At 44.9% G+C, this 13400-nt stretch carries 15 protein-coding genes and 2 other annotated features (1 of these 17 running past the window's edge); all 15 genes read left to right on the top strand.

Annotation, left to right across the window (positions count from 1 at the left end):
- Nucleotides 1-20 (top strand) — a binding site (T-box leader) (it extends 194 nt beyond the left edge of the window).
- Between the two features lie 458 nt (nt 21-478).
- The 15 genes from cysE (at nt 479) to rpoB (ending at nt 13115) form a co-directional block, all read left to right on the top strand.
- Nucleotides 479-1153, top strand: a complete 675-nt coding sequence (gene cysE, locus GDZ68_RS11990) for a serine O-acetyltransferase (protein ID WP_153722544.1) — start codon at nt 479-481, stop codon at nt 1151-1153.
- Nucleotides 1134-2534 (top strand): cysteine--tRNA ligase, encoded by a 1401-nt coding sequence (gene cysS / locus GDZ68_RS11995; protein ID WP_153722545.1) that lies wholly within the window; start codon nt 1134-1136, stop codon nt 2532-2534. Before cysE ends, cysS begins: the two co-directional genes overlap by 20 nt.
- Nucleotides 2535-2538: 4 nt before the next feature.
- Nucleotides 2539-2958, top strand: a complete 420-nt coding sequence (locus GDZ68_RS12000; RefSeq protein ID WP_153722546.1) for a Mini-ribonuclease 3 — start codon at nt 2539-2541, stop codon at nt 2956-2958.
- The gene (gene rlmB, locus GDZ68_RS12005) at nt 2955-3710 is read left to right on the top strand and encodes a 23S rRNA (guanosine(2251)-2'-O)-methyltransferase RlmB (protein ID WP_153722547.1); all 756 of its coding nucleotides are present in this window, start codon (nt 2955-2957) and stop codon (nt 3708-3710) included. Before GDZ68_RS12000 ends, rlmB begins: the two co-directional genes overlap by 4 nt.
- Complete coding sequence (locus tag GDZ68_RS12010) at nt 3707-4222, top strand: NYN domain-containing protein (RefSeq protein WP_153722548.1); 516 nt, start codon at nt 3707-3709, stop codon at nt 4220-4222. The genes rlmB and GDZ68_RS12010 overlap by 4 nt, the downstream gene beginning before the upstream one ends.
- Nucleotides 4223-4304: 82 nt before the next feature.
- Complete coding sequence (gene sigH / locus GDZ68_RS12015) at nt 4305-4943, top strand: RNA polymerase sporulation sigma factor SigH (RefSeq protein WP_153722549.1); 639 nt, start codon at nt 4305-4307, stop codon at nt 4941-4943.
- 79 nt (nt 4944-5022) lie between these two features.
- A complete protein-coding gene (rpmG, locus tag GDZ68_RS12020) occupies nt 5023-5169 on the top strand; it encodes a 50S ribosomal protein L33 (RefSeq protein WP_153722550.1) in 147 nt (48 codons plus the stop codon).
- Between the two features lie 56 nt (nt 5170-5225).
- A complete protein-coding gene (secE, locus tag GDZ68_RS12025) occupies nt 5226-5411 on the top strand; it encodes a preprotein translocase subunit SecE (protein ID WP_153722551.1) in 186 nt (61 codons plus the stop codon).
- Between the two features lie 108 nt (nt 5412-5519).
- Nucleotides 5520-6056: a transcription termination/antitermination protein NusG gene (gene nusG, locus GDZ68_RS12030; RefSeq protein ID WP_153722552.1), complete on the top strand. Its 537-nt coding sequence runs from the start codon at nt 5520-5522 to the stop codon at nt 6054-6056.
- A 174-nt stretch (nt 6057-6230) separates the two neighbouring features.
- Complete coding sequence (rplK, locus tag GDZ68_RS12035) at nt 6231-6656, top strand: 50S ribosomal protein L11 (RefSeq protein ID WP_029053289.1); 426 nt, start codon at nt 6231-6233, stop codon at nt 6654-6656.
- A 119-nt stretch (nt 6657-6775) separates the two neighbouring features.
- Complete coding sequence (rplA, locus tag GDZ68_RS12040; RefSeq protein WP_153722553.1) at nt 6776-7474, top strand: 50S ribosomal protein L1; 699 nt, start codon at nt 6776-6778, stop codon at nt 7472-7474.
- Nucleotides 7475-7517: 43 nt separating this feature from the next.
- Nucleotides 7518-7655: a sequence feature (ribosomal protein L10 leader region), on the top strand.
- A 30-nt stretch (nt 7656-7685) separates the two neighbouring features.
- Nucleotides 7686-8186: a 50S ribosomal protein L10 gene (gene rplJ, locus GDZ68_RS12045; RefSeq protein WP_153722554.1), complete on the top strand. Its 501-nt coding sequence runs from the start codon at nt 7686-7688 to the stop codon at nt 8184-8186.
- 66 nt (nt 8187-8252) lie between these two features.
- Nucleotides 8253-8615, top strand: coding sequence for a 50S ribosomal protein L7/L12 (gene rplL / locus GDZ68_RS12050; protein ID WP_153722555.1), 363 nt, complete (start codon nt 8253-8255; stop codon nt 8613-8615).
- A 130-nt stretch (nt 8616-8745) separates the two neighbouring features.
- Nucleotides 8746-9348, top strand: coding sequence for a class I SAM-dependent methyltransferase (locus GDZ68_RS12055; protein WP_153722556.1), 603 nt, complete (start codon nt 8746-8748; stop codon nt 9346-9348).
- 221 nt (nt 9349-9569) lie between these two features.
- The gene (gene rpoB, locus GDZ68_RS12060) at nt 9570-13115 is read left to right on the top strand and encodes a DNA-directed RNA polymerase subunit beta (RefSeq protein ID WP_194841146.1); all 3546 of its coding nucleotides are present in this window, start codon (nt 9570-9572) and stop codon (nt 13113-13115) included.
- Nucleotides 13116-13400: the final 285 nt, after the last annotated feature.

Raw genomic sequence — 13400 nt, forward strand, 5'->3', positions numbered from 1 at the left:
GCAACCAATGCGTCTCTGTCATCAATTGACAGGGGCGTTTTTTATTTGCAAAAGCGGAAAGCGCCGCTTAGCCTCGACAGGCGTTGGAGGTCTTACCAAAAAGGCGTCCTTTGCCTTTCTGGTAAGACCGAAACGACCCGAGAGGCTGGCGCTTGCAGCTGGATGAAACAAAAGCGGAAAGCGCCGCTTAGCCTCGACAGGCGTTGGAGGACTTAAAAATAAAGGCGTCCTTTGCCTTTATCTTTAAGTTCGAAACGACCCGAGAGGCTGGCGCTTGCAGCTGGATGAAACAAAAGCGGAAAGCGGCTGTTCAGAGGCGGCAGGCATAAGGCGAAGATGCGAAGCGGCCTTCTGTGCCGCACGGCAGCTTTGACTTATGACCCGAGCCTCTAGCCGCTTGCGAAGAAACAAAACGTATAAAGTATAAAACCGCTGACAGCCAGATATATTCAATAAAGAAGAAAAAGGGGGAAGTTCATTGTTCAAACGTATGAAAGAAGATATCCATTGCATTTTCGGGCAGGATCCGGCTGCCCGCAGCACATTTGAAGTAGTGCTGACATATTCGGGTTTGCATGCAATTTGGGCACATCGCATCGCGCATGCTCTCTATAAGAGAAATCTTCGTTTTCTGGCAAGAGTCGTTTCGCAGGCAAGCAGATTTTTCACGGGAATCGAAATTCATCCCGGTGCCGTGATTGGCAGACGTCTGTTTATAGACCATGGGATGGGGATAGTTATCGGCGAGACTTGTGAAATCGGCGATGATGTTACCCTGTATCAAGGAGTCACGCTGGGCGGAACGGGGAAAGAAGGCGGGAAGCGCCATCCGACTTTGGAGAATAATGTACTGGTGGCATCCGGTGCAAAAGTTCTTGGTTCGATCACGATTGGTGAAAACAGTAAGGTAGGTGCAGGTTCGGTTATTTTGAAAGAAGTTCCGCCCAATTCTACTGTAGTCGGGATTCCGGGTAAAGTCGTTATTTCCAACGGTATCAGAATGAAAGAGCGGTTAGACCACAGTCTGCCCGATCCGGTGGCAGATGAGTTTAAGCGGCTGGAGAAAAAAATAGAAGAATTGCAGCTGCGGACACAAGAGCTGGAATCAACTAATGGAAAAAAGGGAGATTTACATGAGCATACAACTTTATAATACGTTGACGCGCAAGAAAGAAAAGTTTGTTCCGATTGAAGAAGGAAAGGTCAAGATGTACGTCTGCGGCCCGACAGTTTACAACTATATTCACATCGGAAACGCTCGTCCGGTTATCGCATTTGACACAGTCCGCCGCTACTTAGAATACCGCGGATATGAAGTGAATTATGTTTCAAATTTTACAGATGTAGACGATAAAATCATCAATGCCGCAAAAGAGTTAAATGAAGAAGTAGGCGAATTAACAGAGCGGTTCATCGAAGCTTATTTTGAAGATATAGGCGCACTTGGCTGCGAAAGAGCGACTGCGCACCCTCGCGTTACAGAGCATATGGATGAAATTGTAGAGTTTATTGGGATTCTGATCGATAAAGGCTTTGCTTACGAATCAAATGGGGATGTCTATTTCCATACGCGGGAGTTTGACGGCTATGGCAAGCTATCCCATCAATCGATAGATGAGTTAAAGGTTGGAGCCAGAGTGGAAGAAAATGCTATTAAGACCGATCCTCTGGACTTTGCACTGTGGAAATCAGCGAAAGAAGGAGAAATATCCTGGAGCAGTCCATGGGGGGAAGGGCGTCCGGGCTGGCATATTGAATGTTCCGTCATGGCAAGAGAGTTGCTAGGAGATACAATCGATATCCACGCCGGCGGTCAGGATTTAACATTCCCTCATCACGAAAACGAAATCGCGCAGTCGGAAGCAGCTACAGGCAAGACGTTTGCGAATTATTGGATGCATAACGGCTATATCAATATTGACAATGAAAAGATGTCAAAGTCTCTTGGGAACTTCATTTTCGTTCACGATATCCGTAAACAAATTGATCCGAAAATACTTCGCTTCTTTATGTTGTCTGTCCACTACCGGCATCCTGTCAACTTTGCGCAGGAATTAGTAGAAAGTGCTGCAAACGGACTGGAGCGCATTGAGACGGCATATGCGAATCTCAAGCACCGCCTGACAATTTCAGCTGATTTAGGTGAGGGTCAGCAGTCCTGGCTGAACACTATTCAGGAACAAGTGACTGCATTTGAAACGGCTATGGATGACGACTTCAATACTGCGAATGCTATTGCGGCTGTATTTGAACTGACGAAACAGGCGAACGTATATTTATTGGAGAAAAATACTGACCGTCAAGTTTTGCAGAAATTCATTGAGACGTTTGATCAACTGATGGGCGTTCTCGGCTTGCCGTTTGCAGATGTGGAAGAACTGGTGGATGCAGAAGTAGACGCATTGATTCAGGAACGATTAGAAGCTAGAAAAAATCGCGACTTCGCAAGATCAGATGAAATCCGAGATGAACTGAAGGCGAAGGGTATTGTGCTGGAAGATACAGCACAAGGAACTCGCTGGAAAAGAGGGTAATTTCATGGGCTCTTTGCGTGACATAGATGTAAAACAGCTTAACGCACTTGCACTTGCTTATATGGGTGATGCGGTTTACGAACAGGCAGTGAGAGAACATTTACTGCGGTGCGGACGTGTAAAGCCGCAAGTTCTGCATAAGGAAGCAACGCGCTTCGTATCTGCGAAAGCGCAGGCGCAGATAATCATCACAATGAAAGAAAAAAACTTGCTGACAGAGGAAGAAAGTGCCGTCATGCGCCGCGGCCGCAATGCGAAGTCGGGCTCTGTCCCTAAAAACACGGATGTGACGACCTATAATTACAGTTCGGCGTTTGAGGCGGTTCTTGGCTATGTCTATTTATTAGGCAGGCAGGAACGGCTTGCCGAGCTAATAGGAAAAGCAATTCATTTTGTGGAACATCCTGAGGAGGAAATGGCATGACGGCGGAAGAAGTAGAACTGATTGGCGGCAGGAACCCTGTAGTAGAAGCATTGCGTTCTGGAAGACAATTGAATAAGATCTGGGTGGCGGAAGGTGTAAATAAGAAAAGCATCGGCGAGATTATGAAGCTCGCGAAAGAAGCGGGTGTAGTCATCCAGACGGCACCGAAACAAAAGCTGGACGGCATGACAGAGCTGACGCATCAGGGAATTGTCGCTTCTGTGGCGGCATATGACTATGCGGAGCTTGATGATTTGTTTGAAGTTGCGAAAAACAGACAGGAAGATCCTTTCTTTATCATTTTGGATGAACTTGAAGATCCGCATAACTTGGGGTCGATTTTACGTACTGCCGATGCGGCCGGCGTTCACGGGGTCATCATTCCGAAACGGAGATCGGTGGGGCTGACAGGAATAGTGGCAAAAGCTTCAACGGGTGCCATCGAGCATGTCCCTGTCGTGCGTGTCAATAATTTATCGCAGACTGTCGATGATTTGAAAAAGCGAAATATATGGATTGCGGGAACAGATGCATCCAACTCGACGGATTATCGCCGTATGGACGCAACGTTGCCTTTAGCTGTAATTATTGGCAGTGAAGGAAAGGGCATGTCGCGAATCTTACGTGAAAAGTGTGATTTCCTGTATAGCTTGCCAATGACAGGCCACGTTACCTCGCTGAATGCTTCTGTGGCAGCAGCATTGCTAATGTATGAAGTTTTACGGAAGCGTCAAGATCAGACGACGTCATGAAAAAAGACGTGCTGCTCGTTGATGGCTACAATATTATCGGTGCGTGGCCTGAACTGCAGGAGCTGAAAAAAGAAGATTTTGCACAAGCGAGAGACCGTCTGATTGAAAGGATGGCTGAATATCAGGCACATAAAGGCTGGCGTGTCATTGTCGTTTTTGATGCACACTTGGTGCCCGGTATTGAGAAACGTAAAAAGCAATATCGAGTGGAAGTTTTTTTTACCAGGGAAAACGAAACTGCGGATGAACGGATAGAAAAACTTGTATCCGAACTCGCTGATCGACTAACGCAGATCCATGTGGCAACTTCAGATTTAGTGGAGCAATGGGTGGTATTTGCGCAAGGGGCCTTGCGGGTATCAGCCAGAGAGCTTGAAATAGAGATGAAGGAAGTTGATCGATTGATTGCACAGAGAGTCAGAAAAATCCAAGAGGACAGGCCTTTTTCGAAAATCCCGCTGAGTGATGACGTGGCAGCGGCTTTTGAAAAAATGAGACGCGGCAGACAATGAACGGTTGACGCGAAAAAATCCCGCGTCTATACTGTCGTTAATATACCAATAAGACTCTGGGGTGGAGAGGTTGGTGCGGAACATGGAAATTCGGAATAGAAAAAATGAACTTTCTGCAATATCGGATGAAGAAATGATTGAGCAGATTCATCAGGGAAATTCGGATGTGCTGGAATATTTGATTACGAAGTTTCAGCCGATTGTCCGTATGAAAGCTCGGACGTACTTTATTATTGGCGGGGACCGGGAAGATATTGTTCAAGAAGGAATGATCGGGCTGTATAAAGCGATTCGTGATTATCGTCCCGACCGGTTGAGTTCTTTCAAGGTGTTCGCTGAGCTTTGCATTACACGGCAGATCATTACAGCTATCAAAACAGCTACCCGGCAAAAACATATTCCGCTGAATACTTCTATATCTTTGGACAAGCCTATGTACGATGAGGATCAGGAACGTACACTGCTAGATATCATATCAGGGTCGACGCTTGATGATCCTGTGGACCTGATGATTCATAAAGAAAACTTTTCTTTCATGGAAGAAGAGATGAATAAAGTACTGAGTGCCTTGGAAAAAGAAGTGCTAACACTTTATTTGGAAGGTCAGTCGTACCGTGAAATATCAGAAGTGCTGAATCGGCAAGTGAAGTCCATTGACAATGCGCTGCAGCGGATAAAGCGCAAGCTGGAGCATTCGATGGCGGTGGATTTAGTACGTTAATTCATCTGCAGTGAATTGACATGTTGTTGGTAAGGTGGTACTCTTTAGCAAGACTATTGTCTTGAATAGGTGAATCCAAATGGTGAAAAAAATAATCATATGCTGTGAGAATTGTGGTTCGCGAAACTATACGCTGCCGGCCAGTAATCAAAGTCGGGAAAGGCTTGCCGTCAAAAAGTTTTGCAGTCATTGCAACGCCCATACGTTGCATAAACAAACCATTTGACCAGTTACATAGAGTCCGGTAATGGACGCTGTGTCATTCGGAAGGGTTGGAGAAGAATGAGCAAGATCAGCGATTTTTTGAAAAAAGTTGTTTCGGAAATGCGGAAGGTCAGTTGGCCGAAGCGTAAGGAACTGACAAAGTATACGATAGTTGTTATTTCGACTGTCATTTTTATGGCTGTTTATTTTGGGCTGGTAGACATGGGTATTTCAGAGGTCATGAAATGGTATACTGGTTTATAATAAGGTAAGTATGAATAGCTAGAGAATATCCCGTTTTGATGAATAAACGGGTTTTTTCAGTTTTAATTATAAGGGAGGGACGGACGCGCAGTCCTACATGTGATGGAGATGGAGAAAAATTGGTATGTAGTTCATACATACTCAGGATATGAAAATAAAGTAAAAGCCAATCTTGAAAAACGTGTTGAAACAATGGGCATGCAAGATAAAATTTTCCGTGTCGTCATTCCGGAAGAAGAAGAGACTGACATAAAAGAAGGCAAGAAAAAAACAGTCATGCGTAAAACGTTCCCCGGTTATGTGCTGGTGGAATTAATCATGACTGATGACTCTTGGTATGTTGTACGCAATACACCTGGCGTCACAGGATTTATCGGTTCTTCAGGCGGTGGAGCAAAACCTACTCCATTACTGCCGGAAGAAGTAGAATTCATCCTGAAACAAATGGGAATGAAAGAGCAGCGCATTGATATCGACTTTGAAGTCGGCGAAAGTGTTACTGTTCTTGAAGGGCCATTTGCTCACTTTGAAGGTAAAGTGGAAGAGATCGAAATGGACAAAGGAAAAGTTACCGTTACCGTCGATATGTTTGGACGCGAAACAAGAATGGAACTTTCGTTTGACCAAGTTGAAAAAATGGATTGATGTGCAGTTGATATATTTCCTCTTGCAAAATGTGTGTAATGGTGGTATCATTTCAAAGGTCAGACGTAAAGTCTGCACGGATTAACCAATTCTACCGACATTCGTCGGCAGGCACATATTTGAGTGGGAGGGGCAACCCAATTACCACATCACGGACTTAAGGAGGTGTGTCTCGTGGCTAAAAAAGTTACTAAAGTAGTGAAGTTGCAAATTCCAGCTGGTAAAGCAAATCCAGCACCACCAGTAGGGCCGGCATTAGGTCAAGCAGGTGTTAATATCATGGGATTCTGTAAAGAATTTAACGCTCGTACAGCTGATCAAGCAGGTTTGATTATTCCTGTTGAAATTTCTGTATTTGAGGACCGTTCATTTACATTCATCACAAAAACTCCACCTGCAGCAGTATTGCTAAAGGTTGCAGCAAACGTTCAGAAGGGTTCTGGTGAGCCGAATAAGAACAAAGTTGCTACAGTTAAGCGTGATAAAGTTAGAGAAATTGCTGAACAAAAGATGCCGGACTTAAACGCGGCGTCAGTAGAAGCGGCGATGGCAATGGTCGAAGGTACTGCTCGCAGTATGGGATTCAAAATCGAAGACTGATTTTGTATCTTCTTGATAAAGCAATGGTTTAAAGGTGAAGGCTGCGGTCGAGTGAGATTCGCAGCCTTCATTAAGTGGGAGGTTTAATCCGTTAAAACCACAGAAGGAGGAAAATTCACATGGCTAAAAGAGGCAAAAAGTTCACAGAAGCAGCGAAGCTTGTCGATCGTACAGCTACGTACTCTGTGAAAGAAGCAATTGAACTTGCTAAAAAAACAACTACAACAAACTTTGACGCAACAGTTGAAGTAGCTTTCCGTCTTGGTATTGATACTCGTAAAAATGATCAGCAAATCCGCGGAGCAGTAGTGCTTCCAAACGGGACTGGTAAAACTCAGCGTGTATTGGTATTCGCAAAAGGTGAAAAGTTAAAAGAAGCAGAAGCTGCAGGAGCAGACTATGTAGGTGATGCAGAATATATCGCTAAAATTCAACAAGGCTGGTTCGATTTTGATGTAATCGTAGCTACACCGGACATGATGGGTGAAGTTGGTAAAATCGGACGCGTATTGGGACCAAAAGGTCTTATGCCGAACCCGAAGACAGGCACAGTTACATTTGATGTAACAAAAGCTGTTGAAGAAATCAAGGCTGGTAAAGTTGAATACCGTGCGGACAAAGCTGGAATCATCCACGCGCCAATCGGAAAAGCATCTTTTGATAACGAGAAGCTTGAAGAAAACTTCACTACAATCTTTGATACGATTCAAAAAGCGAAACCTGCTTCATCAAAGGGAACTTTCATGAAATCAGTAAACGTTACGACAACTATGGGTCCTGCTGTAAAAGTTGATCCGTCCAGCGTAACTGTAAAATAATTCATTGACAGGCAACAAGTAATCTGCTAAGATTACGCTTGTTATGATATAACCATTTGTACCGAAGACAGCAGGGGTGGCTTGCCGCTTAATGTTCCTGCCGAGGACAAGACGCTCTTTTTTAAAGATGACGACTTTCAGCCCTCATGTCTTAGACATTGAGGGCTTTTTATATCGGTATAAGTGACCCTAATTTTCAGGAGGTGTCAACATGAGCAAAGTTTTAGAAGCTAAACAGGCGGTTGTAACAGAAATCGCTGATAAGTTGAAAGAAGCAGCTTCTGTAGTAGTTGTGGACTACCGTGGTCTTACGGTTTCACAAGTAACAGAATTGCGTAAACAACTACGTGATGCAGGCGTTGAATTTAAAGTTTACAAAAACTCAATGACTCGCCGTGCGGCAGAATCAGCAGGACTTGAAGGCTTGAATGAACACCTTACAGGCCCGAATGCTATTGCATTCTCTAATGAAGATGTAGTAGCGCCAGCGAAAATCCTTAATGATTTCGCGAAAAAGAACGAAAAGCTTGAAATCAAAGCAGGTGTGATCGAAGGAACAGTCGCATCAGAAGCAGATGTTAAAGCATTGGCTACTCTGCCTTCACGCGAAGGACTATTGTCTATGCTACTCAGCGTTCTTCAAGCACCAGTGCGCAACTTCGCGCTTGCTACAAAAGCAGTTGCAGAACAAAAAGAAGAACAAGGTGCATAATACCGCATCTTAATGACCGCCGGATCATATATACCGGCTAATACAACTTTCCAGGAGGAACTTAAAATGACTAAAGAACAAATCCTAGACGCAATTAAAGAAATGACAGTTCTTGAACTAAATGAACTTGTTACAGCAATCGAAGACGAATTCGGCGTAACAGCAGCAGCACCGGTTGCAGCAGCTGCAGCAGGCGGCGGAGACGCAGCTGAAGAGCAAACAGAATTTGACGTAATCCTTGCATCAGCGGGTGCTGAAAAGATTAAAGTAATCAAAGCTGTTCGTGAAATCACTGGATTAGGCTTGAAAGAAGCTAAAGCTCTAGTAGACGAAGCTCCTAAAGCTCTTAAAGAAGGCGTAGCTAAAGAAGAAGCTGAAGAAATGAAAGCTAAACTTGAAGAAGTTGGCGCATCTGTAGAAGTTAAGTAATTTCTGCTTATTGGAGAAAAGCCCGTCTATTTGACGGGCTTTTTTCTTCATCTAGAGTGATTTTCTAAAAGTTTATCAGCGATTCCCTGTGTGGCATGAATCATTTAACATCATTCAAGGAGGTGTGAATATGGGCGAACATTATTACTCAAAAAACCCTCAGGTCACCAGTGCGCCAAAAAGGTGGAAGGCGGAGATCCGCGATCGGTCTTTTACATTTTCGACAGATTCGGGTGTATTCAGTAAAAATGGTATTGACGAAGGTTCGCAATTATTGGCTGAAACGTTTAAAGAGCCGGGGATTAGGGGAGACTTCCTGGAAATTGGCTGTGGTTACGGGCCGGTTGCTCTTTCGATTGCTGCTTCTTTTCCTGAACGAATTGTTCATATGGTTGATGTCAATGAACGGGCCCTTGCTCTCTCGGGAACGAATGCGGAAATTAATGGAATACGTAATGTGAAGATCTATGAAAGCAGCGGTGTTGAACGGGTAGGTGCCGGTCAGTTTGCGGCTGTAGTGACGAATCCGCCAATCCGGGCGGGTAAACAAACCGTTTTTTCATTTTATCAAGGGGCTTTTGAGAAACTTGCCCAGGGCGGAGAGCTGTGGGTCGTGATCCAGAAGAAACAGGGTGCACCTTCTACTATTGAATACTTGAAAAAGCTGTTTGGAAATGTCGAAACGGCCGCTAAGAGAAAAGGGTATTTCATTCTGTTAGCAAAAAAAGGTTGACAGTGGGATATGTTTATAGTAGCATTATTAAATGCATAAATAATTATATTGCAGCTGTATGCCCTTTTGACTGAAACATCAGAAAAAAAGGCATACTGATGTTTGGATAAAAGATTGTGAAATCGAAAATGAGCTCTAGTCGGAACTCGTTTTCTTTTTGTTTTTTCGAAGTCACAGCTGAATTTCTGATTTTGCAAAAACTAATATTGTCTTAATGAGGGGTGAATGAGTTGACAGGTCATTTAGTTCAGTATGGTCAACATCGTCAGCGTAGGAGTTTCGCGCGAATCAACGAAGTGCTCGATCTGCCTAATTTGATTGAAATTCAAACGGCGTCGTATGAGTGGTTCTTGGAAGAAGGATTACGGGAAATGTTCCGTGATATTTCTCCTATCCAAGATTTCACTGGAAATCTTTCTTTGGAATTTATCGACTACCAGCTGGGTGAGCCGAAATATCCAGTGGACGAATCAAAAGAGCGCGATGTGACATACGCAGCACCACTTCGTGTAAAAGTACGTCTTCATAACAAAGAAACTGGCGATGTAAAAGAACAGGACGTTTTCATGGGGGATTTCCCTCTTATGACAGAAAACGGCACATTCATTATTAATGGAGCAGAGCGCGTTATCGTTTCGCAGCTCGTTCGTTCGCCAAGTGTCTATTACAATGATAAAACAGACAAGAATGGTAAGCGTGGTTTCGGGGCAACTGTAATACCGAATCGCGGTGCATGGCTTGAGTATGAAACAGATGCAAAAGACGTTGTACACGTACGGATTGATCGGACTCGTAAATTGCCAATCACTGTTTTACTTCGTGCACTGGGCTTTTCGACGGATCAAGAGATTATCGATTTAATCGGTGATAACGAGTATTTACGTAATTCGCTTGATAAAGATAATACCGAAACTACCGAAAAAGCAATGCTTGAAATTTATGAGCGTCTGCGACCGGGTGAACCGCCAACGCTGGATAGCGCGAGAAGTCTGTTGTATTCCCGCTTCTTTGACCCGAAACGCTATGATTTAGCGAATGTTGGGCGCTATAAAATGAATAAGAAACTTCATTTGCAAAATCGCTTATTCAACCAAACGGCTGCCGAGACACTGGTTGATCCGGAAACTGGAGAAATTCTAGTTGAAAAAGACCAATTGATCGACCGCCGTACACTTGACAGATTACTTCCATTCCTGACGGCTGGTATTAATTCGCAGTCAATCGAACATGCGGGATCTGTTTTAGAAGAGCCGATGACGATTCAGGTGCTGAAAATTTATGCGCCGAAGAGTGAAGAGAAACAAGTAATCAACGTTATTTCAAATGCTGAAGTAGACGAGTCTGTCAAACATATTACCCCTTCAGATATTGTTGCTTCCGTCAGTTATTTCTTTAACCTGCTGCACGGTGTAGGAAATACAGATGATATAGACCACCTTGGGAACCGTCGTTTACGTTCTGTCGGTGAATTGCTGCAAAATCAATTCCGCATCGGTCTTTCACGTATGGAGCGAGTAGTAAAAGAGCGCATGTCGATCAATGACACGCAATCTATCGTGCCTCAGCAATTGATCAATATACGGCCAGTAATTGCATCAATTAAAGAGTTCTTCGGCAGTTCTCAGCTTTCTCAGTTCATGGATCAAACAAATCCACTGGCTGAACTGACACACAAACGCCGTCTGTCCGCATTAGGACCGGGTGGATTAACTCGTGAGCGTGCAGGCATGGAAGTGCGGGACGTTCACTACTCTCACTATGGTCGTATGTGTCCGATTGAGACGCCGGAGGGTCCGAACATCGGGCTGATCAACTCGCTTTCTACATTTGCAAAGGTGAATCGTTTTGGCTTCATCGAAACACCTTATCGTAAAGTAGATCCTGAAACAGGTCACGTAACAGCGCAAATTGATTATCTGACAGCAGATATTGAAGATAACTACGTTGTAGCACAAGCAAACGCAGTGCTGGGTGACGATGGTTCATTTGTTAACGAAGAAGTAGTAGGGCGTTTCCAGGGTGACAACACGGTCTTCAGAAGAGATCAAATTGATTACATGGACGTTTCGCCTAAGCAAGTTGTCTCTGCGGCGACTGCTTGTATTCCATTCTTGGAAAACGATGACTCGAACCGTGCATTGATGGGTGCGAACATGCAACGACAAGCGGTACCTTTATTGAACCCTGAATCTCCACTGGTCGGGACAGGTATGGAGCATATCTCCGCACGTGACTCAGGTGCTGCCGTTGTGTCTAAACATCTTGGTATCGTCGAGCATGTGGAAGCGAGAGAAGTCCGTATCCGCCGTATTGAAGAAGTAGACGGCAAAGAAGTGAAGGGCGATCTGGTTATTTATCGACTGTCGAAATTCATTCGTTCCAACCAAGGAACTTGCTATAATCAGCGTCCGATTGTGAAAGTCGGCGACCGTGTGAAGCCGCTGGATATTTTAGCGGACGGCCCGTCAATGGAGCAAGGAGAACTTGCGCTTGGCCGTAATGTTCTGACGGCATTCATGACATGGGACGGTTATAACTACGAGGATGCGATCATTATGAGTGAGCGCCTCGTGAAAGATGATGTATTCACATCTGTCCATATTGAAGAATATGAGTCAGAAGCACGTGATACAAAGCTTGGACCTGAAGAAATCACACGTGATATTCCAAACGTCGGAGAAGATGCATTGCGCAATCTGGACGACAGAGGAATTATACGGGTGGGTGCAGAAGTGCGCGACGGCGATATCTTAGTTGGTAAAGTAACTCCTAAAGGGGTAACGGAATTGACTGCTGAAGAACGTCTCCTGCACGCAATCTTTGGAGAAAAGGCACGGGAAGTCCGGGATACGTCATTGAAAGTTCCTCACGGAGCAGGCGGAATCGTATTGGACGTGAAAGTGTTTAACCGTGAAGACGGCGATGAATTGTCTCCAGGCGTTAATCAGTTAGTACGTGTGTACATTGTACAGAAGCGTAAAATCTCTGTTGGAGATAAAATGGCTGGACGCCACGGAAACAAAGGGGTAATTTCCAGAATCTTACCTGAATCTGAAATGCCTTATCTGCCGGACGGCACACCGATCGATGTCATGTTGAATCCGCTTGGGGTTCCATCACGAATGAACATCGGACAGGTTCTGGAAATGCACTTGGGTATGGCAGCACGCAGTCTTGGCATTCATACCGCTTCCCCTGTCTTTGACGGAGCGAATGAAGAAGACGTTTGGTCCACCATGGAAGAAGCAGGCATGAATCGAGACGGTAAAACCGTATTGTATGACGGCCGTTCGGGTGAACCATTTGATAACCGAGTATCAGTCGGTGTCATGTACTTGATCAAACTTGCACACATGGTAGACGATAAGCTTCACGCACGTTCTACCGGACCATACTCACTCGTTACACAGCAGCCACTGGGCGGTAAAGCGCAGTTCGGCGGACAGCGTTTCGGAGAGATGGAAGTATGGGCACTTGAGGCATACGGTGCTGCTTATACATTGCAGGAAATCTTAACAGTCAAATCCGATGACGTCGTGGGCCGTGTGAAAACATACGAAGCGATTGTCAAAGGCGACAGCGTACCGCAGCCGGGCGTACCTGAATCATTCAAAGTACTAATCAAAGAACTTCAAAGTTTGGGATTAGACGTCAAAATGCTTACAGAAGACCTGGAAGAAATCGAACTGCGCGACCTGGACGACGAAGAAGATCTGCAGCCAACTGACGCATTAAACCTAATGAAAGAAGATCAGCCGATAAGCTAAAGCGGAAACGGCTGTCCAGAGGCGGCAGGCATAAGGCGAAGCTGCGAAGTGGCGTTCTTTGCCACACAGCAGCTTTGCCTTATGACCCGAGCCTCTAGCCGTTGGAGCTGGATGTAACCTAAAGCGGAAAGCGCCGTTCAGCCTCGACAGGCGTTGGAGGACTTAAAATAAAGGCGCATTTTGCCTTTATCTTTAAGACCGAAACGACCCGAGAGGCTGGCGCTTGGAGCTAGAGGAACCTAAAGCGGAAAGCGCTGATCTGAATAACATAAATAAGAATTCTAC

This window comes from Sporosarcina cascadiensis, from assembly GCF_009650995.1.
Taxonomy (GTDB): Bacteria; Bacillota; Bacilli; order Bacillales_A; family Planococcaceae; genus Sporosarcina; species Sporosarcina cascadiensis.